Below are 26221 nucleotides of genomic sequence, written 5' to 3'. Positions count from 1 at the left end.
TGCGCCTAGCATGGCCGACGGTTCTTTTCCTCCTCACCAGGAGTTCTCCGTGGGTTTGCGTTTCCGGCCGGTCGAGACGGCGTTCTACGACCAGTTCTCCGAGTCGGCCCAGCACCTGCTGGTCGGCACGGGCCTGCTCGCCGAGTCCCTCGACGGCACCGCCGACCTCGCCGACGTGGCCGCGCGCATGCGGGAGGCCGAGCACGCCGCCGACGAGACGACCCACGCGATCATCCGCCGGGTCAACCAGACCTTCGTGACCCCCTTCGACCGCGAGGACATCTACGCGCTGGCCTCGGGCCTCGACGACGTCATGGACTGCATGGACGAGGTCGTCGACATGCTCATGCTCTACGAGGTCAAGGCGATGCCCACCGAGCTGCTGACCGACCAGGTCGACGTGCTCCAGCGCTGCGCGGAGATCACCGCCGCCGCGATGCCGAACCTGCGCTCGATGCAGTCGCTCGACGAGTACTGGATCGAGATCAACCGGCTCGAGAACGTCGGCGACCGCAACCACCGACGGATCCTCGCCCACCTCTTCTCCGGGGAGTACAAGGCGATGGAGGTGCTCAAGCTCAAGGACATCGTCGAGGGCCTCGAGGCCGCCATCGACGCCTTCGAGCGGGTCGCCAACACCGTCGAGCAGATCGCCGTCAAGGAGTCCTGAGCCCCTCATGGACCTCGCGATCGTCATCGCGGTCGTCGTCGTCGCCCTGGTCTTCGACTACACCAACGGCTTCCACGACGCCGCCAACGCCATCGCCACCTCGGTGTCGACGCGGGCGCTGACCCCTCGGGTCGCGCTGGGCATGGCCGCGATCATGAACTTCATCGGCGCCTTCCTCGGACAGGAGGTCGCCAACACCGTCGGCTCGGTGATCACCCCGGAGTCCGGGGGGTCCCACGGGCTGGTGATCGTGATGTCGGGCCTGCTCGGGGCCATCGCGTGGAACCTGCTGACCTGGTACTACGGCCTTCCCTCCTCCTCCTCCCACGCCCTCATCGGCGGCCTGGTCGGCGCGGCGCTGGCCTCGGGCTCGGTGGTGAAGTGGGACGTCGTGGTCGACAAGATCATCCTGCCGATGATCGCCTCGCCGCTCTTCGGCTTCGCCGCGGCCTTCCTGCTCATGCTCGGCATCATGTGGGGCTTCCGGCGGCGCAACCCCCACCGCACCATGCGCGGCTTCCGGATCGCCCAGACCCTCTCGGCGGCCGCGATGGCGCTGGGCCACGGCCTCCAGGACGCCCAGAAGACGATGGGCGTGATCTTCCTGGCCCTGGTCACGGGCGGGTACGCCGGCGCCGACGACGACCTGCCGATCTGGGTGATCCTGGCCGCCGCCGCGGCCATCTCCGCCGGCACGTGGGCCGGCGGCTGGCGCATCATGCGCACCCTGGGCCGACGCATCATCCACCTCGACCCCGCCCGCGGCTTCGCCTCCGAGACCGTGGCCGCCGGCGTGCTCTACACCACCGCCTTCGTCTTCGAGGCGCCGATCTCCACCACGCACACCATCACCTCCGCGGTGATGGGCGCCGGCGCCACCAAGCGCTTCTCGGCCGTGCGCTGGGGCGTGGCCCGCTCCATCGTCACCGCCTGGGTGCTGACCTTCCCCGCGGCCGGCGCCGTCGCCGCGGGTCTCTACTTCCTCTGCAAGTACGTCTTCCAGCTGCCATGAGCCGACCTCTCTCCGACGACCACCGGCCCCGCCGGACCTTCGCCATCATCAGCCACCCCGACGCGGGCAAGTCGACGCTGACCGAGGCGCTGGTGCTGCACGCCCAGGTGATCACCGAGGCCGGCGCCGTGCACGGCAAGGCCGGGCGCAGCGGCACCGTCTCGGACTGGATGCAGATGGAGCGCGACCGCGGCATCTCCATCACCTCCGCCGCGCTGCAGTTCGAGTACGCCGACCACGTCGTCAACATGGTCGACACCCCCGGGCACGCCGACTTCTCCGAGGACACCTACCGCGTGCTCTCGGCCGTCGACTCGGCCGTCATGCTGGTCGACGCCGCCAAGGGCCTCGAGCCGCAGACCCTCAAGCTCTTCCGGGTCTGCGCCCTGCGCGGCATCCCGGTCATCACCGTCATCAACAAGTGGGACCGCCCCGGCCTCGACCCGCTGGAGCTGATGGATGGCATCGAGAAGCAGATCGGTCTGCGGCCCACCCCGCTGACCTGGCCGGTCGGCATCGCCGGCGACTTCCGCGGGGTGCTCGACCGGCGCAGCGGGGAGTTCATCCGCTACCTGCGCACCGCCGGCGGCTCCACCCGCGCCCCCGAGCAGCACCTGCCGGCCGAGCAGGCCGCCGCCGAGGAGGGCGAGGCCTGGACCACCGCCCAGGAGGAGCACGAGCTGCTCTCGGCCGACGGCGCCGACCACGACCAGCAGCGCTTCCTCGACGGCGCCACCACCCCGGTGCTCTTCGCCTCGGCCCTGCTCAACTTCGGCGTCGCCCAGATCCTCGAGCGGCTGCTCGAGCTCGCCCCTCCCCCGCACGCCACGCCCACCGAGGCGGGCGGCGTGCGCGAGGTCGACGAGCCCTTCAGCGCCTTCGTCTTCAAGGTCCAGTCCGGCATGGACTCCGCCCACCGCGACCGGCTCGCCTACGCCCGGGTCTGCTCGGGCGTCTTCGAGCGCGGCATGGTGGTCAAGCACGCCTCCACCGGTCGACCCTTCGCCACCAAGTACGCCCAGGCCGTCTTCGGCCGTGAGCGCTCCTCGGTCGAGACCGCCCTGCCCGGCGACATCATCGGCCTGGTCAACGCCAACGCCCTGCGGGTGGGCGACACCATCCACGACGGCCCCGCCGTGCGGTTCCCGGCCATCCCGACCTTCGCCCCCGAGCACTTCATGAGCGTGCGCGCCAAGGAGTCGGGGCGCTACAAGCAGTTCCGCCGCGGCATCGAGCAGCTCGACCAGGAGGGCGTGGTCCAGGTGCTGCGCTCGACGGTGCGCGGCGACCAGAACCCCGTGCTCGCCGCGGTCGGCCCGATGCAGTTCGAGGTCGTGGCGGCGCGGATGGAGACGGAGTTCAACGCACCCGTCACCATGGACTCGTTGAGCTACACGATCGCGCGGCGCACCCGCGCCGAGGACGCCGACGTGCTGCGCGGTGTGCGGCAGATCGAGGTCCTCGAGCGCGCCGACGGCGCCCACATCGTGCTCTTCCCCGACAAGTGGCGGGCCCACACCGTGGCCCGCGACCACCCCGACATCCTGATCGAGGAGCTCCCGGCCAGCACCTGACCGACGCACCCGCGTCGGTGAGCACGCGCGCCGGACTCCCGCGATCGCCAGCACCACCCCGAAGGAGCACCCATGAGTCACCCCCATCCCGAGCTGAAGCGCCCGCCGCGCCTGCCCCGCAAGGGCCTGCGTGTCGTCGCCCTCGGCGGCCTCGGCGAGGTCGGTCGCAACATGACCGTCTTCGAGCACGACGGCAAGCTGCTCATCGTCGACTGCGGCGTCCTCTTCCCCGAGGAGCACCAGCCCGGCGTCGACGTGATCCTGCCCGACTTCGAGTGGATCCGCGACCGTCTCGACGACGTCGTCGCCGTCGTGCTGACCCACGGCCACGAGGACCACATCGGCGGCGTGCCGTACCTGCTGCGCGAGCGCGCCGACATCCCCCTGGTCGGCTCGCGGCTCACGCTCGCCCTCATCAAGGAGAAGCTGAAGGAGCACCGGATCCAGCCGGTGCTGGTGGAGGTCAAGGAGGGCGAGACCCGCTCCTACGCGCCCTTCGACCTCGAGTTCGTCGCGGTCAACCACTCCATCCCCGACGCCCTGGCCGTCGCCATCCGCACCTTCGCGGGCATGGTGCTGCACACCGGCGACTTCAAGATGGACCAGTTCCCCCTCGACCGGCGCATCACCGACCTGCGCGCCTTCGCCCGCCTCGGCGAGGAGGGCGTCGACCTCTTCCTCACCGACTCCACCAACGCCGAGGTGCCCGGCTTCACCACCTCCGAGCGCGAGCTGCTGCCGGCCATCGAGCAGGTCTTCCGCACGGCCCCGCGCCGCGTCATCGTCTCCAGCTTCGCCAGCCACGTGCACCGCATCCAGCAGGTGCTCGACGCCGCCCACGCCCACGGGCGCAAGGTCGCCTTCGTCGGGCGCTCGATGGTGCGCAACATGGGCGTGGCCCAGGACCTGGGCTACCTCACCGTGCCGCCCGGCCTGATCGTGCCGCTCGACCAGCTCGAGAAGCTCCCGCCCCACAAGGCCGCCCTGGTCTGCACCGGCTCGCAGGGCGAGCCGCTGGCCGCGCTGTCGCGCATGGCCAGCCGCGAGCACAAGATCCGCGTCGGCGAGGGCGACACCATCCTCATGGCCAGCTCGGTGATCCCGGGCAACGAGAACGCCATCTCCAACGTCATCAACGGCCTGACCCGCTGGGGCGCCAACGTCGTGCACAAGGGCAACGCCAAGGTGCACGTCTCGGGTCACGCCAGCGCCGGCGAGCTCGTCTACTGCTACAACGTCGTGCAGCCGCGCAACGTGATGCCCGTGCACGGCGAGTACCGCCACCTGCGGGCCAACGCCGACCTGGCCATCAGCACCGGCATGGACCCCGCCAACGTCGTGCTCGCCGAGGACGGCGTCGTCGTCGACCTCGTCGACGGCAAGGCCTCCGTGGTCGGCAAGGTGCGCTGCGGCAACGTCTACGTCGACGCCCAGACCGTTGGCGGCGTCACCGAGGCCACGCTCAAGGACCGGCGCACCCTCGCCGAGGAGGGCGTCGTCACGGTGCTCGCCATTGTCGACGCCGACACCGGCGAGCTGGCCGACCCGCCGGACTTCCTGGTGCGCGGCTTCGAGCACGCCCCCGACGCCTTCGACGGCGCGATCAAGGTCATCGAGCGCACCCTGGCCCGCGCCGCCGCCGAGGGCATCGGCGACTCCCAGCAGCTCGAGCAGATGCTGGGGCGCGACATCGGCCGCTGGTCGCACAAGACCTTCCGTCGCAGCCCGCTCATCATCCCGCTGGTCATCGACGCCTGAGCGACCGGCCAGGAGCACGACCACCGGCGCGGCGCCGTCCGAGGAGGACGGTGTCGCGCCGGTGGCGTGCTGGGGGCACGCGGCTACCGTGGGCGCCCTGATGGACATGCCGATGAACGACCGCGTCCCCGACTGGGTCACCCCCCTCGCCTGGGTCTTCCTGGCCCTCTCGCTGGCCACGGCGGCGGTGATCGCCGTCGACGTCCTGCTGCGCGGGCACCGCCGGCGCACCCCCACCCTCGACGTCGTGTGGATCTCCTCGGGCCTCTACCTCGGACCGTTCGCGCTGCTGCTGTGGCGCCGCCACCGCGACCAGGCCGACCGGACCGACCGGGCCGCCTCCCCCGCGGTGGAGGGGCTGCCCGGCGGGTCGGCCTCCGCGCTGGCCCACCTGGTCGGGGTGCCGCTGGTCGTCGCCTCCGGGCTCACCATCGCCGGGATCGACCTGTGGGTGATGATCCTGGTCATCGGCGCGCTGGCCGTCGCGCTGCTCTTCGTCCACGAGCGGGCCACCCTCCGCACCCCCGTCGGCACGGCGGCGGCGACGGCGGTGCTGACCGTGCTGGCCTTCGACGTGGGCATGGGCGGCTGGATGGTGCTGCTCCACCTCGCCGAGCTGATGCCGCCGGCGACCGAGGGCGCCTTCTGGTTCCTCATGCAGCTCGGGGTGGTGCTGGGTCTGGTCACCGGCTACCCCGTGGTGCGGTGGCTCGCCGAGCGGCGCGGCGTGGCGACCGCCTGACCTCGCGCCCGGGGGCTCAGGCGTCCCGGCCGGGTGCCTGCTCCTCCTGCCGGTCCAGCAGCTCGGTCAGGTGCCCGACGGCGTCGCGGGCCGAGCGGTTGGCGCCGATGAGCGTGGCGCTGGCGGCGCCGGTCCAGTCGCCGTAGCCCACGAAGAGCAGCCGGGGGTCGTCGGCGGAGACCGTCGGGTGGTCGGCCCGGGTCAGCGGGTGGCCGTCGACGCGTCGCAGCCCGACCCCGGTGACCGGCACGAGCGCGGGCCGGAAGCCGGTGCACCACACGACGTCGTCGACGGCCTCCTCCCGGGCTCCCCCGCCCACGCCGTCGTCGGCCCAGCGGGCGCCGGTGGGCGTCAGCCGCTCCGGCAGCGGTACGGCGCGCAGGCCGCGCCGGTCGCGGGCGTGCTGGACGCTGGCGACGGCGACCACGTCGCCGAGGCCGCCGACGCCGGGCCCCTCGCCCGCGACCGCGCGGGTGGCCGCCTCGAAGAGGGCGCGGCCGTCGACGTCGTCGGGCAGCAGGCGGGGCTGCTCGCGAGCGGCCCAGACGACCCGCGCGGGCGGAGGGTCGGCCAGCAGCAGGTCGGCGGCCACCTGGGCCGCGGAGTTGCCGCCGCCGACGACCAGCACGCGGTGCCCGGCGTACTCGGCGGGGCCGTGGTAGTCGACGGTGTGCAGCTGCCGGCCGCCGAAGTCCTCGGCGCCCGGGAAGGCGGGGCGGAAGGGGCGGCTCCAGGTGCCGGTGGCGCTGAGCACGGCCCGGGCGCGCACGTCGCCGGCGTCGGTGCGCACGAGCACCGCGTGGGGGTCGCTCGCGTCGATCTCCCGCACCCGCACGGGCCGCAGCACGGGCAGGGCGTAGCGGGCCTCGAAGGCGGCGAGGTAGTCGCGGACGTGGGCGGCCGGCGGGGTGCCGGGGCCGGGCCAGGGGGGCATCGGCCAGCCGGGCAGCGAGGAGTGGGCCGCCGGGGAGAAGAGCCGCAGGCTCGACCAGCCCTCGGTCCACGCGCCACCGGGCGCCGCACGGTCGTCGAGCACCACGAAGGTCAGCGGGCGCTCGCGGCGGCGGTTGGCGCGCACGAGGTGGTAGGCCGCGGCCAGCGCCGACTGCCCGCCGCCGACGACGACCACGTCGACGGCGGCGGGCAGCCCTCCGCGCGGCGGCGTGGTCAGGCCGTCAGCTCCGCGAGCAGCTGCTGCACGCGCTGGTCGATCTCGTCGCGCACCGCGCGCACCTCGTCGGGGCCCTTGCCGGCCGGGTCGGTGAGCGCCCAGTCCTCGTAGCGCTTGCCGGGGAAGATCGGGCAGGCGTCGCCGCAGCCCATGGTGATGACGACGTCGGAGGCCGCGACGTCCTCGGTGAGCAGCTTGGTGGGCACCTCGGCGGAGACGTCGATGCCGAGCTCGTCCATCACGGTGACGACCGCGGGGTTGATCGTGTCGGCCGGCGCCGAGCCGGCCGAGCGGACCTTGACCCGCCCCTGGGCGTGGTGCTGGAGCAGGGCGGCGGCCATCTGCGAGCGGCCCGCGTTGTGCACGCAGACGAAGAGGACCTCGGGCGTGGTGGTCATGTCAGGACTCCTGCGAGTGGGCGGGGCTGGGGTCGGGGTTGGGGTCGGGAGCGGGTGTGCGGTCGGGGGTGGGGTAGAGGCGGCGACGCGCCCACAGGGCGACGTAGACGAGGGCGACCAGCACCGGCACCTCGATGAGCGGCCCGACGACGCCGGCCAGCGCCTGGCCGCTGGTGACGCCGAAGACGCCGATGGCCACGGCGATGGCCAGCTCGAAGTTGTTGCCTGCCGCGGTGAACGACAGCGTGGCCGTGCGCTCGTAGCCCAGGCCCAGGCGGTGGCCCAGGGCGAAGGAGACGCCGAACATGAGGAAGAAGTAGGCCAGCAGGGGCAGCGCGATCCGGGCGACGTCGCCCGGGCGGCTGCTGATCGTGTCGCCCTGGAGGGCGAAGAGCACCACGATGGTGAAGAGCAGGCCGTAGAGCGCCAGCGGGCCGACGCGGGGCAGGAAGGTCGACTCGTACCACTCCCGGCCGCGGGCGCGCTCCCCCAGCACCCGGCTGAGCCAGCCGGCCACCAGCGGCACGCCGAGGAAGATCGCGACGTACTTCGCGATCTCCCAGGCCGAGACGTCCAGGCCGCTCTGCTCCAGGCCGAGCCAGCCGGGCAGCAGGTCGAGGTAGAACCAGCCCAGCGCGGCGAAGGCCACGATCTGGAAGACCGAGTTGATCGCGACCAGGACGGCGGCGGCCTCGCGGTCGCCGCAGGCCAGGTCGTTCCAGATGAGGACCATGGCGATGCAGCGGGCCAGGCCGACGATGATCAGGCCGGTGCGGTACTCCGGCAGGTCGGGCAGCATCAGCCACGCCAGCGCGAACATCAGCGCGGGGCCGACCACCCAGTTCAGCCCGATGGAGGCCGCGAGCAGCCGCCGGTCGGAGGTCACGGTGCCGAGCCGGTCGTAGCGGACCTTGGCCAGGACGGGATACATCATCACCAGCAGCCCGACCGCGATCGGCAGCGAGACCGAGTCGACCTCGACCGCCGAGAGGGCGTCGTCGAGACCCTCGACGGAGCGGCCGAGCACGAGCCCGACCACCATCGCCACCCCGATCCACACGGGCAGGAACCGGTCGAGCGTCGACAGCTTGGCCATGACCGCGCCGTCGCGGGGGTCGCCCTGCGACGCGGTGCCGGGCGGGGTGGACGGCGGGGTCGAGAAGGCGCTCACGCGGGCACCCCCGCCGTGTCGAAGAGCGAGCCGAGGGCGGCCATCGCCGCCGGCCGCGCCTGGTAGTAGACCCACACACCGCGCTTCTCGCGGTCGAGGAGACCGGCGTCGTGCAGCACCTTCAGGTGGTGGCTGATGGTGGGCTGGGAGAGGTCGAAGGCGGGCAGCAGGTCGCACACGCACGCCTCGGCCCCCTCGTGGGACAGCACCAGCGACAGCAGCCGCAGCCGCACGGGGTCGGCGATCGCCTTCAGCAGCGGCGCCAGCTGCCCGGCCTGCTCGTCGGAGATCGGCTCGCGCGCCAGCGGGGTGCAGCAGGCCAGCGGGTCGTCAGGATCGGGCGCGGCGCCCTCAAGCATCGACATGCGTCAATATTGACACACGTCGATGCCTTCCGCCACCGGCCGGGAGGTCCCGCCCCGACTCAGCCGAAGCGACCGGAGATGTAGGCCTCCGTCGACTCCATGTCGGGGTTGGTGAACATCTTCTTGGTGGGGTTGAACTCCACCAGGTGGCCCGGCTCCCCGGTCGCCTTGAGGTTGAAGAAGCCGGTGTCGTCGGAGACGCGCGCCGCCTGCTGCATGTTGTGGGTGACGATGACGATCGTGTAGTCGGCCTTGAGCTCGTGGATGAGGTCCTCCACGGCCGAGGTCGAGATCGGGTCGAGCGCCGAGCACGGCTCGTCCATGAGCAGCACCTGCGGCTCGACGGCGATCGCGCGGGCGATGCACAGCCGCTGCTGCTGGCCGCCCGAGAGGCCCATGCCGGGCTTGCCGAGACGGTCCTTGACCTCGTTCCACAGGTTGGCGCCCTTGAGGGAGCGCTCGACGATGGTGTCGGCCTCGGCCTTCTTCATCCGCTTGGCGTTGAGCCGGTTGCCGGCCAGCACGTTGTCGTAGATCGACATCGTGGGGAACGGGTTGGGCCGCTGGAAGACCATGCCGATCTGGCGGCGCACGGCCACCGGGTCGACCGACGGGTCGTAGAGCGACTGGCCGTCGACGACGACCTTGCCCTCGGCGCGGGCGCCGGGGATGACCTCGTGCATGCGGTTCAGCGAGCGCAGGAAGGTCGACTTGCCGCAGCCCGAGGGGCCGATCAGCGCGGTCACCGCCCGCGCCTTGATGGACATGGTCACGCCTTGCACGGCGAGGAAGTCGCCGTAGTAGATGTCCAGGTCGGAGACGTCGATGCTCTTGGCCATGACGGGTGGGTCCTCTCAGGGTGCCGCGGTCAGCGGCCGGTCTTGGGGGCGAAGAAGCTGCCGAGCACGCGGGCGATGACGTTGAGCAGCATCACGATGGTGATCAGCACGAGCGCCGCGCCCCAGGCGCGCTCGACCTGGAAGGGGACGTACTCCGCGAGTCCGCCGCGGGTCGCCTCGGAGAAGATCAGCACGGGAAGGGTGGCCATGCTGCCCTCGAAGGGGTTGAAGTTGGTGGAGCGCAGCGTGCCGACGATGAGCAGCAGCGGCGCGGTCTCCCCCGCCACCCGGGCGACGGCGAGCGTGACGCCGGTGATGATGCCGCCGATGGCGGTGGGCAGCACGACCTTGGTGATCGTGCGCCACTTCGGCACGCCCAGCGCGTAGGAGGCCTCGCGCAGCTCGTCGGGCACGAGCTTGAGCATCTCCTCGGTGGCGCGCACCACGATGGGGATCATCAGCACCGACAGCGCGATCGAGCCGCCGATGGCCATGCGGGTGCCGGGGCCGAAGATCAGCGTGAAGAGGGCCAGCGCGAAGAGCCCCGCCACGATGGAGGGGATGCCGGTCATGACGTCGACCAGGAAGGTCAGCACGCGCGCCAGCCGGCTCCCCTTGCCGTACTCGATGAGGTAGATCGCGGCCAGCACGCCGATCGGCACCGAGATCACCGTGGCGATCGCGGTGATGATCAGCGTGCCCATGATGGCGTGGTAGATGCCGCCGCCCTCGCCGAGGACGCCGTCCTGGGAGAAGGTCAGGAACTCCACCGACAGCGCCGGGGCGCCGCGGCTGATCACCTCCCAGATCACGGCCACGAGCGGCATCATCGCCACGGCGAAGGTGGTCCACACGACGGTGGTGACCAGGCGGTCGGTGCCCTTGCGCGAGCCCTCGACGGCGGTCGACCAGGCCGGGAGGGCCACGACGAGCAGGATCCAGCCGACCACGACGACCGGCACGGGGCCCCAGCCCAGCAGCAGGCCGACGAGCGCGGCCAGGCCGAAGGCGACCAGGGCGGCGACGGCCGGGGCCCAGCCGGGCAGCTGCGGGCGGGTCAGGGTGATGCTCTCGCCGGGGGCCGGCGAGGGACGGGTCTGGAGATCGGTCACGGGGTCACCCCTTGGCCTGGCCGCGGGCGGCGAGCCAGCGGCCGAGGAAGTTGACGGCGAAGGTCACGACGAAGAGCACGAGCCCGCCGAAGATCAGCACGTTGGTCTTGATGCCGGAGGCGTTGGAGTAGTTCAGCGCGATGCTCGCGGCGATCGTGGAGGGGTTCTGCGAGGAGATCAGGTTGATCGTGATGACGCCCGAGGCCGCCAGCACCATCGCCACGGCCATGGTCTCGCCGAGCGCACGACCCAGGCCGAGCATGACCGCCGAGGTGACCCCCGAGCGCGAGTAGGGGAAGACCGTCATCCGGATCATCTCCCAGCGCGTGGCGCCGAGGGCCAGGGCGGCCTCCTCGTGCATGCGCGGGGTCTGGGCGAAGACCTCGCGGCACAGCGCGGTGATGATCGGCAGCGCCATCACCGCGAGCACGACGCCGGCGGTGAGGATCGTGCGGCCGGTGGTCACCGGGCCGGCGAAGAGCGGGATGAAGCCGAGGTTGTCGGCCAGCCACTGGTAGACGGGGAAGACCCACGACTGCAGCGTCTCGCGGCCCCACAGGCCGTAGACGACGCTGGGCACGGCGGCGAGCAGGTCGATGGCGTAGCCGATGTAGCGCGCCAGGCGCCGCGGCGCGTAGTGCGAGATGACCAGTGCGACGCCGATGGCCAGCGGGGTGGCGATGATCAGCGCGATGACCGCGGCGATCACGGTGCCGTAGAGCAGCGGCCAGACGTAGAGGACGATGTTGTCCTTGCCGTAGGCCTGGTCGCCGCTCGCCGAGAAGGCGGGGATGCTCTGCAGGAGCAGGAAGAGCGCCACGCCGGCGAGGGCCAGCATGATCAGCAGGCCCGCCCCGCGGGCGAGGCCGGCGAAGACGACGTCACCGCGTCGGCTCACCACCTGGTCCTCGAGGGGCTCGGTCGGCCCCCCACGTGGCTCGGTGCTGGTGCTGGTCACCTGGGTCCCCCTGGTTCGGTGGCCCCGTCGGGGCCGCTCGTGCTGCCGTGTGGCTCGGGCGCGAGGTGCAGGTCGCGATCAAGGGCTCGAAGTCCAGGGCCCGGACCCCCGAGGGTCACGTCGGTGTCAGCCGGCCGTGATCGTGTCGACGATCGCGAGGGCCTGCTCCTCGAGCTCCGGGGCGAGCGGGGCCACGCCGGCCTCGTCGGCACCGAACTGCTGGCCCTCCTCGCTGAGGACGTAGGACAGGTAGGCCTTCACGAAGTCGGCGTCGGCCTGCTCGGGGTAGGTCGGGCACGCGATCATGTAGGAGGTCAGCACGATCGGGTAGGTGTCGGCCTCGTCGGTGGTGTAGTCGAGGTCGAAGATCAGCTGGTTCTCACCGGCGTCCTCGGCGGCCGGCGAGACCGCGAGGATGTTGGCGGCCGCCTCGGCGGAGGGCTCGACGAAGTCGGAGCCGACCCCGATGTTGGCGGCGGGCAGGTCGCCGGCCTGGCTGGCGTCGGCGTAGCCGATCGCGTTCTGGCCGTCGGTCACGGCGCTCACCACGCCGGAGGTGCCCTGGGCGCCCTCGCCGCCGAAGGCCTGCGGCCAGGTCTCGACCGCACCCTCGGTCCAGGTGTCGCCGGCGGCGACGCTGAGGTAGTTGGTGAAGTTCTCCGTGGTGCCCGACTCGTCGGAGCGGTGCACGGGGTTGATCGTCGCCGAGGGCAGGTCGGCGTCGGGGTTGTCGGCCTCGATGGCCGGGTCGTTCCACTCGGTGATCTCGCCGGCGAAGATGCCGGCGAGGGTCTCCGGGGAGAGGTTGAGCTCGTCGACGCCGTCGACGTTGAAGATGATCGCGATCGGGCTGACGTAGTTCGGCACCTCGATGGGGGCCTCGCCCTCGCAGCGCTCGGTGGCGGCGGTCAGCTCGTTGTCGGGGGCCTCGTCGACGAGGTAGGCGTCGGAGCCCGCGGTGAGGTAGGCGCCGGAGATGAAGTTCTCCCGGCCGCCGCCCGAGCCGACCGGCTCGTAGGTCACGGTCGCGCCGGGCTGCACGTCGCTGAAGCCGGTGGTCCACGCGAGCTGGGCGGCCTCCTGGGAGGACGCACCACCGATCGTGTACTGGCCCTCGACGCTCACGTCGCTCGACGCGCTGTCGCCGTCGGAGCCGGTGGAGCCGGAGTCGGTCTCGTTGCCGGCGGCGCAGCCGGCCAGAGCGAGGGTCATCGCTGCGATGCCGGGCACGATCACGCGGCGGATGGAAGTGCGCTTCACTTCGTTGCTCCTGAAGTCTCAGATGTGGGGACGCCAGGAAGGTAGGCAGCGCAGGTGGACGGATCCGTGGCCGTCGGTGAACGTGGCGTGAACGCGTCCCGCCCGTTCCGTGACACCTGGCGGGCACTGCGGCGTACATCACGTGAACCCGGCCGTCCGCCCTTGATCCCGACCGTCGCGGTGAACTAAGGGGGTCTGTCAACTCAGCGGTCTAGCGCACCCGGTGGCGCTCGCCGGCCAGCACCCGGCCCTTGCGCAGGTGCACCACGACCAGCTCGCCGGGGTCGAGCGCCGGGTCGGGCAGGCCCAGGGCCGCGAAGACCTTCGGCAGCACCGGCCGGTGGGTGCACAGCAGGGCCCCGCGCCGGGTCCGGCCCCCGTCGGCGACGAGCTGCTCCACGAGCGCGCGCACCCCGGCGCCGCGCGCATCCTCCTCGGAGAGCCGGTCGTCGCGCTCGGGCCCGACCCCGACGGTCTCGGCGAAGGGCGCCACCGTCTCCCGGCAGCGCAGCGCCGGCGAGCTCACCACCCGGCCCACGTCGTACGCCGCCAGCGCCGGCACCAGCCGCAGGGCGTGGGCGCGACCGGCCTGGAGGAGCGGACGGTCGCGGTCGTCGCCGCGCCAAGCCTTGCGCGAGCGGGCCGAGGCGTGGCGCAGCACGACCAGCGCCTGCGTGCGGCGACGCACGCCGAGGGCCTCCCGCAGCGTCGCGCGGTCGCGGTCGTAGCTCAGCCGGATGACGGCCTCGTCGCGGTCGACCCACTCGACGGCGTCGATCTCGTCGTTGACGGCGTAGCCGCTGACGTCGTCGTCGCCCACGACGCGTCCGGCCCAGTAGTGGACGGTCTTGGTGCCGCGCGCGACGGTGTAGCGCTGGTCGCGCAGGGGCGGGCCCAGCCGCACGTGCAGCCCGGTCTCCTCGGCCACCTCGCGCACCGCGGCGGTCGTCTCGTGCTCGCCGCGGTCGAGCTTGCCCTTGGGGAAGGACCAGTCGTCGTAGCGCCCGCGGTGCACCAGCAGGACCTGCCGCCCCGGGCGGAAGACCACCGCCCCGGCGGCCCTGACGTCGCCGGCCGGCACCTCCGCGCGCCGCGCGAGCGAGCGCGCCATCGAGCTCGCGGAGGAGCCGGACGGAGCCCGGACGCCCTGGGGCGGGGAGGAGGCCATGCCCGTAGTCTCACACCACCGCCCGCCCCCGAGGAGGACCGCCGTGCCCCGTGCCACCCGCCGTGTGCCGGTGCGGCTCGTCGTGGCGGTGGCGGTCGTGCTCGTGCTGGTCGGCGGCGGCGCCGCGGTGGCGCTGCACGTGTGGGGCGGCGGCGACAGCGACCTGCGGCGTGCCGTCGCGCTGGCGCCCGACGACGTGCAGCGCTACTCCTGGACCGACTGGGCCGGGGTGCGCGCCGAGGTCGGCTCCGCCGTCGACGCCTCCTCCAGCCCCGAGCAGGTCGAGGACTTCCTCTCCGAGGCCTACGACCTCGACCTGGCCTCGACCACGGCACAGGCCGAGTCGGCCTCGCTGCTGCAGCAGGAGCTCGGCTGGTCGCCGGCCAGCGTGGAGTGGGAGCTCTTCACCCAGTCCACCACCGGGGGCGCCGACCTCGTCGGGCTGGCCGAGGGCACCGACGTCGAGGCGCTCGGCGAGCGGCTCGAGGGCCTCGGCTACACCCGCCCGGAGTCCGACGACGGGGTGTGGGAGGGCGCCGACGCCCTCGCCCGGGCCTCGCTCGAGACCGGCTACAACGCCTCGCCCACCCTGCAGTACGTCGCCCTCGTCGCCGAGCGCGACCTCGTCGTGACCGGCGACGACGCCGCCTACCTCGCCTCGGTCGTCGACGGCCTCGACGACGACGGCACCGACGACGACGTGTCCCGCGCCGTCGACGCGCTCGTCGACGGCTCCTCCGGGGGCGACCCCCTGGCCGCCGCCGTCTACCCCGGGGAGTTCGCGTGCGCGTCGCTGGCGATGGGTCAGGCCGACCCCGCCGAGCAGGCCGAGGGTGAGCGTCTGGTCGGGGCCGCCGGGGAGGTCGACCCGCTGGAGGTCTTCGCGCTCGCGCTCGAGCCCGGCCTCAGCGCCCGCCTCGTGCTGGGCTTCTCCGACGACGACCGCGCCCGCCGCAACGCCGACGCGCGCGCCACCCTCCTGGAGGGGCCGGCGCCGGGCCAGGGCGGCGACTTCACCGACCGCTTCGCCGTCGACTCCGTCACCGCCGACGGCCCGCTGGTCGTCGCCGACCTCACGCCCGCCGAGGGCTCCTTCGTGCTGTCGGACCTCTCGACCGGCCCGGTCCTCTTCGCCACCTGCTGACCCGCCCGCCGGGTCCGCGCCCGCCAGGTCCGGGCCCGCCAGGTCCGGGCCGGTCGGGTCCGGTCGCTCAGCGGAAGGCGCGCAGCCGCAGGCTGTTGGAGACGACCACGACCGACGAGAGCGCCATCGCGGCCCCCGCGATCATCGGGGTCAGTAGGCCCAGAGCGGCCAGCGGGAGCGCCGCGACGTTGTAGGCGAAGGCCCAGAAGAGGTTGACCCGGATGGTGCCCAGGGTCCGCCGCGCCAGCCGTACGGCGGTCGCCGCGGTCCGCAGGTCGCCGCTGACCAGCGTCAGGTCGGCGGCCTGCATGGCCACGTCGGTGCCGGTGCCGAGCGCGATGCCGAGGTCGGCCCGGGCCAGCGCGGCGGCGTCGTTGACGCCGTCGCCGACCATGGCGACGACCACCCCCTGCTCCTGCAGCCGCCGCACCTCCTCCACCTTGCCCGCGGGCAGGACCCCGGCCACCACGCGCTCGATGCCGACCTCGGCGGCCACGGCGCGCGCCGCCCGCTCGTGGTCGCCGGTGAGCAGCACGGGATCCAGGCCCAGCGCCCGCAGCTCGGCCACGGCCTGGGCCGCCCCCGGCTTGACGGTGTCGGAGACGACCAGGACGCCGCGCGCCTCGCCGTCCCACCCGACGACCACCGGGGTGCGCCCGGAGGCCTCCGCCGTCTCGACCGCGGCGCGGACGGCCCCGGGCACGCCGAGACCCTCCTGCTCCAGCAGCGTGAGGCGCCCGATGACCGCGGGGGCCGCGGGGGCGCCGGCCTCGACGACCGTGCCGACGACTCCGAGACCCTCGCGGTTGGCGAAGCCCTCGACCCGCGGGAGCGGCCCCTCCGCGGCGTGACCCTGCTGCGCACCGGCCACGACCGCGCGGGCGATCGGGTGCTCGGAGCCGGCCTCGAGGGCCGCGGCGGTGCGTCGTACGAGGTGCTCGGGGGTGCCGGGGGCGGCGACGACGTCGACCAGGGTCATGCGGCCGGTCGTCACCGTGCCGGTCTTGTCGAGCAGCACCGTCTGCACCCGGCGCGTCGACTCGAGCATCTCGGGGCCGCGGATGACGATGCCCAGCTGGGCGCCGCGGCCGGTGCCGACCAGCAGCGCGGTCGGCGTGGCCAGGCCCAGCGCGCACGGACAGGCGATGATCAGCACCGCGACCGCCGCCGTGAACGCCGACGCGGCCGGGAAGCCGAGCAGCAGCCAGGCGGCGAGCGTGGCGAGGCTGAGCGCGATCACCAGCGGCACGAAGACCGCCGAGACCCGGTCGGCCAGGCGCTGCACCTCGGCCTTGCCGCTCTGCGCCTCCTCCACCAGACGCGCCATCTGGGCCAGCTGGGTGTCGGCGCCGACCCGCGTGGCCCGCACGACCAGGCGGCCGCCGGCGTTGACCGTGGCCCCGGTGACCTCGTCGCCCGGACCGACCTCCACCGGCACCGGCTCGCCGGTGAGCAGCGAGGCGTCGACGGCGGAGGTGCCGCGCTCGACGACGCCGTCGGTGGCGACCTTCTCACCCGGGCGGACGACGAAGACGTCCCCGACCGCGAGGCTCGCCGCCGGCACGGTGGTCTCGACGTCGCCGCGCAGCACGGTGACGTCCTTGGCCCCGAGCTCGAGCAGGGCCCGCAGGGCGTCGCCGGCGCGCCGCTTGGAGCGCTTCTCGAACCAGCGCCCGGCCAGCAGGAAGGTCGTGACCCCGGTGGCGGCCTCGAGGTAGATGTTGCCCAGACCGTCGCTGCGCCCGACCCCGAGCTCGAAGCCGTGGGTCATGCCCCTCTCCCCGGCACTGCCGAAGACCAGCGCCACCACCGACCAGGCGTAGGCCGCGGTGACCCCGACCGAGACCAGGGTGTCCATGGTCGTGGCGCCGTGGCGCAGGTTGACGAGCGCGGCACGGTGGAAGGGCCAGGCACCCCACAGCACGACCGGCGTGGCCAGGACCAGCGAGACCCACTGCCAGCCGTCGACCTGCAGCGGCGGCACCATCGCCATCGCCACCACCGGCAGGCTCAGCGCCACGGAGACCAGCAGCCGCAGGCGCAGCGCCCCGAGCTCGGCGTCGGCACGCTCCTCGTGGCTGCCGGGGCCGTCGGCACCCTCGCCCCCGTCGGTCCTGCGGTCAGCAGGTGACGGTGGAGGGGTGGCGGCGTAGCCCGCGGCGGCGACGGTGGCCAGCAGGTCCTCGACGCTGACCTCGGGGGGCGCGACGACGTGGGCCTTCTCGGTGGCGTAGTTGACGCTCGCACTCACGCCCTCGAGCTTGTTGAGCTTGCGCTCGATCCGGTTCGCGCACGACGCGCAGGTCATCCCGGAGATCTCCAGGTCGACCTCGTGGTCGGCCGGGCGGCTGGCCGGGTGCTCCAGGTCGGGCGTGCTCATCGCGGGCTCCTCCCTGCGTGGGGCGACGTGGTGGGTGGGGTGAGGTGGGTCGGAGGTGGGGCCGGGGTGGGTGCTGCAGTGGGTGGGGGTGCGGCTCAGGCCAGGGCGTAGCCCGCCTCGGCGACGGCGGCCTCGACCTCGTCACGGGTCAGCTCGCGCCCACTGGTGACCTCCACGCGGCCGCCCTCGAGGGTCACCTCGACCTGCTCGACCCCGTCGATCTCCTCGAGCTCCTCGGTGACCGAGGCGACGCAGTGGCCGCAGGTCATGCCGGTCACGGTCCAGGTGCTGGTGGTGCTCATCTCGTGCTCCTCGCTGTCGTGGTGCTGCTGCCGGTGGTGGGCGGTCACGAGCGGACCAGTCGGGCGATCGCCTCGACGGCCTCGGCGACCTTCTCGCGGGCCTCGTCGTCGCCGGCGCGCGCGGCGTCGACGACGCAGTGGTTCATGTGCTCCTCCAGCAGCCCGATCGAGACGGCGTGCAGCGCCTTGGTCATCGCGGAGACCTGCGTGAGGATGTCGATGCAGTACTTCTCCTCCTCGACCATCCGCTGCAGGCCGCGGGCCTGGCCCTCGATGCGGCGCAGCCGCTTGAGGTAGTCGTCCTTGCGCTGGATGTAGCCGTGCTGGTGGCCGGTCGCCTCGTCCATACCCTCGACGATACCCCCCTAGGGTATCGACCTCAAGGCGTCGGCGTCTCGGGGCGCGCGGGCGCACCGGAGCACCCGCACGAGCGCGGGTGCGGGAGACGCAGGGGGACGGGTCAGCCGGCCTGGGTGCCGGGCTGGGCGTCGGCGGCGTCGATCCCGAGGATCTCGTCGATCGTCGTCTGCGACAGGTGCTCGTCGGACTCGCTCGCAGCGATGATGAGGTTGGTGGTCAGCTCGACCTCGCCGAGCAGGTCGGCGTCCTCGAGCGACACATCGAACTGATCGTGCACCGCTCCCCCGCTCACCTCGTACCTGTTCATCAGGACCAAGCGTGCCCGACGACCCCCAGGATCAAACCCGGCGGGGGCCGATCTGGTCATATCGGGTGGTGCGACATGGCCCACACGTGCGCCGCAGGGCCCCGCGGACGGGACCCGACGCACGCACGAGGCCCCACCCCCGGGAACGGGGGTGGGGCCTCGGGTGGTGCTTCACCGGTCAGCGGGCCGACCGGTGCACGTCTGGATCAGACGGGGCGAACGTTCTCCGCCTGGGGGCCCTTGGGGCCCTGGGTGACGTCGAACTCGACCTTCTGGTTCTCGTCGAGGGACTTGTAGCCCTGGGTCTGGATCGCCGAGTAGTGCACGAAGACGTCGTCGCCGCCGTCCTCCTGCGCAATGAAGCCGAAGCCCTTCTCAGCGTTGAACCACTTCACGGTGCCTTGAGCCATGTGCTCGTTACTCCTGTTATCGGAACGAGAGGCCGTCACTTCGACGACCCCACAACTGATGCGGTGACACGTCGCTCCGACCTAGTGGAACACCACAAAGCAGAAACGCCGTTGGATCACAAACTCCGCAGGCGTCAGACCAGCTGGAACTTGCATCTGTTGCTAGCACCGACCCTACCCCGCCGGAGCCGGAACCGAACGATCCGGACGAGACTTTGTGGATCGACCCCGTGAAGGTTCGGCGTCAGGAGCGTGACGGACGGGTGCACCGCACCGCACCAGCGGGGTCTGGGAGCGCATGGGTGATACTGGCCGCTCCGTCGCTCGGCGACGGCGGGCCCCTAGCTCAATGGGCAGAGCAGGAGACTTTTAATCTCTTGGTTGTGGGTTCGAGTCCCACGGGGCCTACCGCGACCGTGCCGCCTCAGTCGTCGTCGGACGGAGAGGGTGGGCGCGCGGGACGCGCGAGGCCCAGCGCGAGCGCCGCCCCCGCCGCGAGCAGCAGACCGGCCACGACGTAGGCGCTGCCGACCACCTGCTGGGCCGGGCCCCAGGCGTACTCCGCGTCGTCGCGGTGGGGCAGCAGCCAGAAGGGGGCGAGCACGAACACCGCCGCCCAGCCCGCGGCGGCCCACCGCGGCCCGCGCTCCAGCAGCACCAGCGCCACCGGCAGCGCCCACACCCAGTGGTGCGACCACGAGATCGGTGAGGCGAGCAGCATGGCCACGGCGGCCAGGCCGACCCCGAGCGCGGGGTCGCCACGACGCCACCAGACGCAGCCGAGAGCGAGCACGCCGAGGGAGACCGCGCCGGCGACGACCAGCCACAGCAGGGTCGGCGCCGGCCCGCCGAGCGCGCGGGCCAGCACACCGCTCACCGACTGGTTGGTGGCGAAGGCCGGGCTGCCCGGCCGCTCGGGATCGGCGAGCACCGAAGTCCAGTAGTCCCACGAGGACCGCGGGGCCACGAGCGCCCCGACCACCCCCGCTCCCACCACCGCCGCCACGGCGCGGGCGGCGTCTCCCCGCCTCCCGGTGCCGAGCAGCAGGACCACGAAGACGAGCGGGGTCAGCTTGACCGCGGCGGCCAGCCCGACGAGTGCGCCGCTCCACCGGTGGCGCGGACCGAGCAGGTCGACGACGACCAGCGCCATGAGGAGGAGGTTGACCTGCCCGAAGGTCAGCGTCTCGCGCACCGGCTCGAGGGCCAGCGCCGCGACGCACACGCCGAGGACGGCCCACGGCTCGAGAGCGGGTCGCACGACGTGCACCACCAGGGCCAGCGCGAGCACGCCGGTCGCCGCCCACAGCGCGGCCGAGACCGGCAGGGGCAGGAGCGCGAGCCCGGCCATCAGCAACGCCGCGAAGGGCGGGTAGGTGAACGGCAGACCGGTGGCCGGGTCGTCCCCGTCGTAGAGGTGGCCCCCGTCGAGCAGGGTCCGCGCGCCGAAGGCGTAGACCTCGAGGTCGAGGAAGCCCCGGTGCACCTGCAGGAGCGCTGCCGAGACGACCACCAGCACCAGGCCGCCGGTGGCGGCGAGCACGACCCCGGGCGTGAGCAGGTGGTCCCGGGTGGCGGGGGTGGGCTCCAGGCGGGTCATCCCGCGACGCTAGGAGCGCCCGAGGACGTGGCGCCGACCCCGCCGCGACCCCGTCGTGAACGGGGCGCGACGAGACCGGGCGGGTCAGGCGGCTATCAGCGGGAGGAGAGACGGTCGACGTAGCCGAGGAGCCGGGCCACCAGGGTGCTGACCGAGGCCAGGTCGGTCGGGTCGGCCAGCGCCGTCGAGTCGAGCTCGCGGAGCACGGGGGCGGCCGACCCGACACCGGCCTCGCCGGCGGCGTCGAGGAAGCAGCGCGACGCCGCGCGCACCGCGGAGGGCTCGAAGGACAGCACGCACTCGAACATCCGCTGCCGGTCGGGCACACGGTCCTGGCCGGGCAGCTCCCAGGCGCTGAGCAGCGCGGGCAGCTCCTGGGAGTCGCACACCAGCGCCCACTCCCGCAGCAGCGGCGAGCGCTGGTCGAGCGTGACCCGCGTCGGCCCGTCGAGCAGGCGTACGTCGGGACCGTCCGGCTCCTCGCCGTGGTCGGGGAAGTCGGCGTAGACCCACGCCGAGCGCGAGAGCCGGGCCAGCTCGCCCCAGCGACGCTCGGCGGCGCGGTAGTGCTGGGCCTGCTGGAAGGCGGCGAAGAGGTGCGGGCGGTCGGCGACGGCGCAGAACTCGTCCTCGATGGCCCAGGACAGGGCGAGCAGCGTGGACTTGCCCAGCCGCTGCACCGGGATGTGGGGGTGTCCCGCACGCACGGTCGCGAAGACCGACTGCGGCCGCGCCGACGTCCCGCGCGGCTCCTCCTCGGCCTCCCGCTCGCGGCGGACCTCCTCGATCGCCGCCGACAGGGTCAGCCCCGACTCGCGCCGGGCCAGGACCCCCTCGACCGCGCGCACGTCGGCCTCGGCGTAGCGACGGTGGCCGCTGGGGCGCCGCTCGGGCACCGGGAAGCCGTAGCGGCTCTCCCAGGCGCGCAGGGTGGCGGCGGCCACGCCCGTGCGCTCGGCCAGGTCGCTGACGGTCAGGCCGGCGCCGTGGGCGCTCCCGGGGGGCAGCGACGACGCAGGGGCGCCGCCGGCCTGGCCGCTCACGACGCGTCCCGCAGCCGCGCGCCGGCGGTGGAGCCCGAGGCCAGGTCGGCCTCGACCCGCGCCGCGACCAGGTCGAAGAGCCAGCGCCAGGGGTCGGGACGCGCCGAGGTCACCGGCCGCTCGGCGCTGCGCAGTCCGCCGTGGCCGCCGTGGCCGCCGGCGGCGTACTGACCGGCGCGGGCCCACACGTCGAGGTAGACCGAGACGACGAGGTCCTCGGCCAGCGCGCGACCGGCGCAGTCGTCGATGGTGACGCCGCGGGCCGAGCAGCGTCGGACGGTCTCGCCGAGCACGAGTCGCACGCTGCGGTCGTAGAGCCGGCCGAAGGCGGCCTCGTCGCCACGGGCCGTGGCGCGCAGCAGGGAGTCGATGGAGGTGGAGCACGCACCGTGGTCGTGTCGCTGCTCGGTCATCTGGGGCCTCTCGTCGAGCGGGGGCTTCGACTCGCTGTCGAACTTTCGTGTCGAACTGTGGATGATCTTGACACAGTCTGTCTAAGTTTGGAATATAAGTCCCAACACCTTGTCTAGGTTTCAGCCCGGGTGTCGGCCCGAGAACCCAGGAGCGGCAGAACCATGAACCTCACCACCACCTCCCACAAGCCCCGCACGAGCGGCATCCACGCCGTCCCGCAGAAGCGGCCGCTCGTCGTGGCGCTGGTCGACGACCACCCCTTCGTCGCCGCCGGCGTGGCCTCCCTGCTCGCCCCCCACGCCGACCGGGTCCAGCTCGTCGACACCGAGACCGCCCTCGACGACCCGGCCGCGGTCGACGTGGTGCTCTACGAGCCCGTCAAGCTCTCGCAGACCGGGCAGAACCTCGTGCGTCGCCTCGCCACCTCCGGCCAGGCCCGCCCCGTGGTCTACACCTGGCGCGACCCGCAGGCGCCCGGCAGCAGCCGCGCCCAGGTGCGCCTGTCGAAGACGCTCGGTGCCGACGAGCTCGTCGACGCCATCGAGCGTGCGCTGCGCACGACCCCGACGGCGGCCCGCCCCAGCCGCCCGCTCGACCGCACCCCGCACGCCGTGGTCGGCGCCACCGCCAACGGCGCCCGCGCCGGGCTCACCCCCCGCGAGGCCGAGATCCTCTCGCTGGTGACCCAGGGTCACACCAACGTCGAGATCGGCAAGCAGCTCTACCTCTCGATCAACTCGGTGAAGACCTACATCCGTGGCGCCTACCGCAAGATCGGTGTCGAGCGCCGCACCCAGGCCGTGGCCTGGGGCCTGCGCCACGGCCTGGGCATGGAGCCGGCCCGCGGCGGTCTGGTGGACGTCTCCGCCTCCTGACCGGACCGCCGGGCCCGCCGGGCCCGGTCACCCGCTTGGGTCTCCTGCACCCCCCGGCCCCGGGGCACCGTGGATGTCATGACCCATGACATCCACCCGCAGGAGGCCACCGCATGACCACGATCGCCATCGTCGGGGCCGGGCGTGGCCTCGGCGCCGCCGTCGCCCGGCGCTTCGGGCGCGAGGGCTTCAGCGTCGGTCTGATCTCGCGCAACCAGGCCCGTCTCGACCTGCTGGCCGAGGACCTCGCCGGTGACGGCGTGCAGGCCCAGGGCTTCGCCGCCGACGTGCGCGACCCCGCCTCGATCGCCGCCGCCCTCGAGCAGGTGACCGAGACCCTCGGACCCATCGAGGTGCTCCAGTACAGCCCGTTGCCGCAGAAGGACTTCATGCGACCGGTGCTGGAGACCACTCCCGCCGACCTCGTCGGACCGGTCGAGTTCTCCATCTACGGCCCCGTCGCCGCCGTGCACCAGGTCGTGCCCGGCATGCGCTTCCTGCCCAGGGAGGACGGTGAGGGCCGCGGCACGATCCTCTTCGTCAACGGCGGCTCCGCCGTCAAGCCCGGACGCAACGTCACCGGCACCTCGATCGCCTTCGCCGGTCAGGCCGCCTACGCCGAGCTGCTGCACGAGGTGCTCGCCGAGGAGGGCATCCACGTGGCCCAGCTCATCATCGGCGGCGCGATCGTCGAGGGCGACCCCGAGAAGGACCCCGACGTGCTGGCCGAGAAGCTCTGGACGATGCACGCCGAGCGCTCGGGCTTCCGCACCCAGGTCAGCGAGGACTGAGCAGCAGCGGCCGAGCAGCAGCGGGCGTCCCGGCCACGACCGGGATGCCCGCTGTCCTGCGTGCAGGGAGGCCCGCCCGGGCCGGACGTGGGGGGGACGACCGGACCCGGGCGGGCCTCGCTACGCAGCCTACCCGCACAGCACCGCCCCGACACCTGGAGATCCGGGTGTCGGGGCGGTGTCGTCGTCAGGGGGCCCGGGTGAGGCCCCCGGGCGTCAGCCGATCCGGCCCACGAGCGCCTCGGCGTCGGTGGGGCGGGCGTGCTCGGCGAGGAGGGCGCGGGCCTGGTCGAGTCCGCCGTCGACCTCGACGTCCCACAGCAGGACGCCGCGCACCTCCTCGTCGTCGAGGTAGTAGACGACCGCTCCCCCGTCGCGCTCGTCGACGACGGTCTCCAGCGAGGCGTCGAGGGTGCCGACCGCCTCGTAGCCCACACCGAGCACGTCGGAGTAGAACATCGGCGTGTGGTCGTAGGTCTCGGTGGAGCCGGCCATGATCCGCCCCACCGCGGAGCCCATCTCACCGGCGTTGTCGACGTGCTCGACGCGACGGCGCCCCAGGATCCGGTCGGGGTACTCGGCGACGTCGCCGGCGGCGAGCACGCCCGGCACGGAGGTGGTGAGCCGCTCGTCGACGCGTACGCCGCCGTCGTCGGCACGGACCACGTCAGCGGGCAGGAAGTCGGTGTCGGGGCTGATGCCCAGGCCGACCACCACGACGTCGGCCTCCAGCGAGGACCCGTCAGAGAGCTCGACCACGACCGTGTCGCCGTCCTCGCGCCCGCCGACGGCCTTCAGGCCGCCGTGGACGCGCACCCCGGCGTCGGTGAAGAGCGACTCGAAGCGCCGCGCCAGCGCGTCGGGGAAGACGTGGTCGCCCAGCACCTCGCCGGGGTGCACGACGGTGACCTCGCAGTCGTGCTGCGACAGCGCGGCAGCGATCTCGCTGCCGATGTAGCCGCCGCCGACGACCACGACCCGCGGGCGGCCCTGGGCCAGCTCGCGCAGGCGGTTGTAGTCGGCGAGGTCGCGGAAGTAGAGCACCCGGTCGCCGGGCTCCAGCCCCTCGATGCGGCGGGGGCGCCCGCCCGTGGCCACCAGCAGGGTGCCGTAGCCGAAGGTGTCGCCGGCCGCGGTGGTCGCCGTACGGGCCTCGGTGTCGACGCCGGTCACCGGGCTGCCCAGGTGGAAGGTCGCGCCGGTCTCCTCCGAGGTGTGCATGGCGGCGTCGTCGAAGGTGAAGTCGGGATCGGTCCAGAGCTTCTTCGACAGCGCCGGGCGCGGGAAGGGGGGTGTGGGCTCCTCGCCGAGGATGCCGATGGAGCCCTCGCTCCCCTGCTCGCGGATGCCCTTGGCCGCAGCGTCGGCGACCATGCCGCCGCCGACGATGAGGAAGTCGTAGTCGTGGTGCACGTCGGTGCCCTCCTGGGGTGGGTCGGTCGGTGGGTCGTCAGATGGTGGCGACCGAGCCGGAGTCGACCCGGTAGTTGGAGCCGTTGACGAAGCTGGCGCGGTCGGAGCACAGGAACGCCACCACGGAGGCGACCTCCTCGGGCAGGCCGCGCCGGCCCAGCTCCATGTAGGGCCGCTCCTCGTCGAGGAAGCTCTCGATGGCCTCGTCGACGCTGGAGCCGATCTCCTTCGAGCGCTTCTCCATCATGGCGTCGGTCATCGGCGTCTTGATGAAGGCGGGCGAGACGCAGTTGACCAGCAGCCCCTCCTCGGCGTAGCTGCGCGAGAGACCCTTGGCGAAGGCCAGCACGCCGGCCTTGGCGGCGCAGTAGGGCAGCTCGTCGTCGTAGGGCTGCACGGCGTCCTCGGAGGCGAGGTAGACGATGCGGCCCCAGCCGCCGCGGCGCAGGCCGGGCAGGAAGGCGCGGGTGAGACGGATCGGCGCGAGCAGGTCGACGGTGAGCGTGGTGGTCCAGCCCTCGTCGTCGATCTCGTGGAAGAGGCCCTGGGCCCCGGTGATGCCGGCCGACTGCACGAGGATGTCGAGGTCGCCGACCAGGTCGGTGACCGACGCGGCGAGCTCCTTGACGGCCTCGTCGGTGGACAGGTCGGCGGCCACGTGGTGCAGGCGCCCCTCGGGGGCGTCGAGCCGGGCCGCGGCCTCGGCGAGGGAGTCGGCGTCCTGGTCGGTGAGCACGACCGTGGCGCCCTCGTCGAGCAGGATGCGCGCGGTCTCCCAGCCGATGCCGGAGTCGCCCCCGGTGACGAGGGCGGTGCGTCCGGTGATTCCGAGATCCATGATCCTCCGATGCGAGCAGGCGGGTCGGCGCGGTCGCGCGGGCCCGTCCTTCGACCGTACGGCGGCGGCCGGGCCCCCCGATCACCCTCAGAGGTGGGCGGCAGGCGGGCGGGCGGGCTGGCGGGCGGGCGGTGGACCCGAGGGGG

27 protein-coding genes and 1 tRNA gene are annotated in these 26221 nt (G+C 73.1%); 9 read left to right on the top strand and 19 right to left on the bottom strand.

The features are described from left to right. Positions 1-49: 49 nt before the first annotated feature. The 5 genes from ASF47_RS07805 (at position 50) to ASF47_RS07785 (ending at position 5756) form a co-directional block, all read left to right on the top strand. Positions 50-670 (top strand): DUF47 domain-containing protein, encoded by a 621-nt coding sequence (locus tag ASF47_RS07805; protein WP_235558676.1) that lies wholly within the window; start codon positions 50-52, stop codon positions 668-670. 7 nt (positions 671-677) lie between these two features. Further along, entirely contained in the window at positions 678-1682 is a 1005-nt protein-coding gene (locus ASF47_RS07800; protein WP_056863412.1) for an inorganic phosphate transporter, read from the top strand. Next, positions 1679-3256, top strand: a complete 1578-nt coding sequence (locus ASF47_RS07795; RefSeq protein ID WP_056863411.1) for a peptide chain release factor 3 — start codon at positions 1679-1681, stop codon at positions 3254-3256. Before ASF47_RS07800 ends, ASF47_RS07795 begins: the two co-directional genes overlap by 4 nt. Before the next feature lie 72 nt (positions 3257-3328). Then, positions 3329-5014, top strand: a complete 1686-nt coding sequence (locus tag ASF47_RS07790) for a ribonuclease J (RefSeq protein WP_056863410.1) — start codon at positions 3329-3331, stop codon at positions 5012-5014. 100 nt (positions 5015-5114) lie between these two features. Continuing rightward, on the top strand, positions 5115-5756 hold the full coding sequence (locus ASF47_RS07785) for a DUF4396 domain-containing protein (RefSeq protein ID WP_156697796.1): 642 nt from the start codon (positions 5115-5117) through the stop codon (positions 5754-5756). Between the two features lie 16 nt (positions 5757-5772). On the opposite strand, the gene ASF47_RS07780 is transcribed toward ASF47_RS07785, so the two are convergent. The 9 genes from ASF47_RS07780 to ASF47_RS07740 all read right to left on the bottom strand — a co-directional run bounded on the left by ASF47_RS07780 (position 5773) and on the right by ASF47_RS07740 (position 14198). Continuing rightward, on the bottom strand, positions 5773-6885 hold the full coding sequence (locus ASF47_RS07780) for an NAD(P)-binding domain-containing protein (protein WP_200918985.1): 1113 nt from the start codon (positions 6883-6885) through the stop codon (positions 5773-5775). Between the two features lie 38 nt (positions 6886-6923). After that, positions 6924-7325: an arsenate reductase ArsC gene (locus ASF47_RS07775; protein ID WP_056863407.1), complete on the bottom strand. Its 402-nt coding sequence runs from the start codon at positions 7323-7325 to the stop codon at positions 6924-6926. 1 nt (position 7326) lies between these two features. Further along, a complete protein-coding gene (gene arsB / locus ASF47_RS07770) occupies positions 7327-8421 on the bottom strand; it encodes an ACR3 family arsenite efflux transporter (protein ID WP_056863585.1) in 1095 nt (364 codons plus the stop codon). Positions 8422-8492: 71 nt separating this feature from the next. Next, entirely contained in the window at positions 8493-8861 is a 369-nt protein-coding gene (locus ASF47_RS07765) for an ArsR/SmtB family transcription factor (RefSeq protein WP_056863406.1), read from the bottom strand. A gap of 59 nt (positions 8862-8920) precedes the next feature. Continuing rightward, positions 8921-9700: a phosphate ABC transporter ATP-binding protein PstB gene (pstB, locus tag ASF47_RS07760; RefSeq protein ID WP_056863405.1), complete on the bottom strand. Its 780-nt coding sequence runs from the start codon at positions 9698-9700 to the stop codon at positions 8921-8923. A gap of 29 nt (positions 9701-9729) precedes the next feature. Further along, positions 9730-10812: a phosphate ABC transporter permease PstA gene (gene pstA, locus ASF47_RS07755; protein ID WP_056863404.1), complete on the bottom strand. Its 1083-nt coding sequence runs from the start codon at positions 10810-10812 to the stop codon at positions 9730-9732. A 4-nt stretch (positions 10813-10816) separates the two neighbouring features. Next, entirely contained in the window at positions 10817-11710 is an 894-nt protein-coding gene (gene pstC / locus ASF47_RS07750; protein ID WP_228942507.1) for a phosphate ABC transporter permease subunit PstC, read from the bottom strand. Positions 11711-11896: 186 nt separating this feature from the next. Further along, a complete protein-coding gene (pstS, locus tag ASF47_RS07745; RefSeq protein WP_056863403.1) occupies positions 11897-13030 on the bottom strand; it encodes a phosphate ABC transporter substrate-binding protein PstS in 1134 nt (377 codons plus the stop codon). Positions 13031-13241: 211 nt separating this feature from the next. Next, positions 13242-14198 carry an NUDIX hydrolase gene (locus ASF47_RS07740; RefSeq protein WP_235558675.1) on the bottom strand — a complete coding sequence of 319 codons (957 nt, stop codon included), beginning with the start codon at positions 14196-14198 and terminating at the stop codon, positions 13242-13244. A 43-nt stretch (positions 14199-14241) separates the two neighbouring features. On the opposite strand from ASF47_RS07740, the gene ASF47_RS07735 reads away from it, so the two are divergent. Then, complete coding sequence (locus ASF47_RS07735; protein ID WP_056863402.1) at positions 14242-15342, top strand: hypothetical protein; 1101 nt, start codon at positions 14242-14244, stop codon at positions 15340-15342. Between the two features lie 67 nt (positions 15343-15409). On the opposite strand, the gene ASF47_RS07730 is transcribed toward ASF47_RS07735, so the two are convergent. The 5 genes from ASF47_RS07730 to ASF47_RS07715 form a co-directional block, all read right to left on the bottom strand. Next, positions 15410-17722, bottom strand: coding sequence for a heavy metal translocating P-type ATPase (locus ASF47_RS07730; RefSeq protein WP_056863401.1), 2313 nt, complete (start codon positions 17720-17722; stop codon positions 15410-15412). A 95-nt stretch (positions 17723-17817) separates the two neighbouring features. Beyond that, positions 17818-18024, bottom strand: coding sequence for a heavy-metal-associated domain-containing protein (locus tag ASF47_RS07725; protein ID WP_056863582.1), 207 nt, complete (start codon positions 18022-18024; stop codon positions 17818-17820). A 44-nt stretch (positions 18025-18068) separates the two neighbouring features. Next, positions 18069-18371: a metal-sensitive transcriptional regulator gene (locus ASF47_RS07720; protein WP_056863400.1), complete on the bottom strand. Its 303-nt coding sequence runs from the start codon at positions 18369-18371 to the stop codon at positions 18069-18071. A 113-nt stretch (positions 18372-18484) separates the two neighbouring features. Then, positions 18485-18691: a hypothetical protein gene (locus ASF47_RS21030; protein WP_156697795.1), complete on the bottom strand. Its 207-nt coding sequence runs from the start codon at positions 18689-18691 to the stop codon at positions 18485-18487. Between the two features lie 206 nt (positions 18692-18897). Beyond that, positions 18898-19101, bottom strand: coding sequence for a cold-shock protein (locus tag ASF47_RS07715; RefSeq protein ID WP_056863399.1), 204 nt, complete (start codon positions 19099-19101; stop codon positions 18898-18900). 335 nt (positions 19102-19436) lie between these two features. Between ASF47_RS07715 and ASF47_RS07710 the strand changes: the two genes are divergently transcribed. Further along, positions 19437-19509 (top strand) — tRNA-Lys (locus tag ASF47_RS07710). Positions 19510-19525: 16 nt separating this feature from the next. Here the strand turns inward: ASF47_RS07710 and ASF47_RS07705 are convergent. The 3 genes from ASF47_RS07705 to ASF47_RS21025 form a co-directional block, all read right to left on the bottom strand. Beyond that, entirely contained in the window at positions 19526-20701 is a 1176-nt protein-coding gene (locus ASF47_RS07705) for a glycosyltransferase 87 family protein (RefSeq protein WP_056863398.1), read from the bottom strand. A 95-nt stretch (positions 20702-20796) separates the two neighbouring features. Continuing rightward, a complete protein-coding gene (locus tag ASF47_RS07700; protein WP_056863397.1) occupies positions 20797-21744 on the bottom strand; it encodes a DICT sensory domain-containing protein in 948 nt (315 codons plus the stop codon). After that, positions 21741-22157 (bottom strand): hypothetical protein, encoded by a 417-nt coding sequence (locus tag ASF47_RS21025; RefSeq protein WP_056863396.1) that lies wholly within the window; start codon positions 22155-22157, stop codon positions 21741-21743. The genes ASF47_RS07700 and ASF47_RS21025 overlap by 4 nt, the downstream gene beginning before the upstream one ends. A gap of 162 nt (positions 22158-22319) precedes the next feature. On the opposite strand from ASF47_RS21025, the gene ASF47_RS07690 reads away from it, so the two are divergent. Together ASF47_RS07690 and ASF47_RS07685 are read left to right on the top strand one after the other, a co-directional pair. Next, positions 22320-23033 (top strand): helix-turn-helix transcriptional regulator, encoded by a 714-nt coding sequence (locus ASF47_RS07690; RefSeq protein WP_056863395.1) that lies wholly within the window; start codon positions 22320-22322, stop codon positions 23031-23033. A 113-nt stretch (positions 23034-23146) separates the two neighbouring features. Further along, positions 23147-23824, top strand: coding sequence for an SDR family NAD(P)-dependent oxidoreductase (locus ASF47_RS07685; RefSeq protein ID WP_056863394.1), 678 nt, complete (start codon positions 23147-23149; stop codon positions 23822-23824). A gap of 216 nt (positions 23825-24040) precedes the next feature. Here the strand turns inward: ASF47_RS07685 and ASF47_RS07680 are convergent, their stop codons facing one another. Continuing rightward, positions 24041-25237, bottom strand: a complete 1197-nt coding sequence (locus ASF47_RS07680) for an NAD(P)/FAD-dependent oxidoreductase (protein WP_156697794.1) — start codon at positions 25235-25237, stop codon at positions 24041-24043. Between the two features lie 37 nt (positions 25238-25274). Further along, a complete protein-coding gene (locus ASF47_RS07675) occupies positions 25275-26075 on the bottom strand; it encodes an SDR family NAD(P)-dependent oxidoreductase (RefSeq protein ID WP_056863393.1) in 801 nt (266 codons plus the stop codon). Between the last annotated feature and the right edge of the window lie 146 nt (positions 26076-26221).

Origin of the sequence: Nocardioides sp. Leaf285 (genome assembly GCF_001422955.1) — a bacterium.
Classification (GTDB): Bacteria; Actinomycetota; Actinomycetes; order Propionibacteriales; family Nocardioidaceae; genus Nocardioides; species Nocardioides kribbensis.
Note: the sequence above shows the minus strand (reverse complement) of the source record. Positions and strands in the feature narration are given on the sequence as shown.